The sequence below is a fragment of the Burkholderia sp. KCJ3K979 genome, from assembly GCF_016759955.1.
Classification (GTDB): Bacteria; Pseudomonadota; Gammaproteobacteria; order Burkholderiales; family Burkholderiaceae; genus Burkholderia; species Burkholderia orbicola.
The window spans coordinates 1-365 of sequence record NZ_JACFYV010000497.1 but is presented as its reverse complement, the minus strand read 5'-3'; the positions used below and the strand labels follow the sequence as shown (position 1 = coordinate 365).

The window sequence follows — 365 nt, the reverse complement described above, 5'->3', positions numbered from 1 at the left end:
CTATCCAAATTACTTACTTCTTCCAGATTGTTAAAGAACGACAGCCGATATCTGTTGATATCCTCTGACTGGCTCAATCGCCAATGACAAAGACTCGAACAATCATCATTCGAATGTTTGTCATTGAGGATTGGTGGAGGCAGACGGGATCGAACCGACGACCCCCTGCTTGCAAAGCAGGTGCTCTCCCAGCTGAGCTATGCCCCCATGTACAGAATTCCTCAGGTGTACCTACCGCCAGACAATGGTGGGTCTGGTTGGATTCGAACCAACGACCCCCGCCTTATCAAGACGGTGCTCTAACCGACTGAGCTACAGACCCCTGAGTCTGTCTTTAATTTACAGCCGATAAGCGTGAGCGCTCA

At 49.9% G+C, this 365-nt stretch carries 2 tRNA genes; both read right to left on the bottom strand.

The window, feature by feature from the left end:
- Nucleotides 1-131: 131 nt before the first annotated feature.
- Nucleotides 132-207, bottom strand: a tRNA-Ala gene (locus H3O04_RS35815).
- A 38-nt stretch (nucleotides 208-245) separates the two neighbouring features.
- Nucleotides 246-322: transfer RNA gene (locus H3O04_RS35810), tRNA-Ile, on the bottom strand.
- Nucleotides 323-365 lie beyond the last annotated feature (43 nt).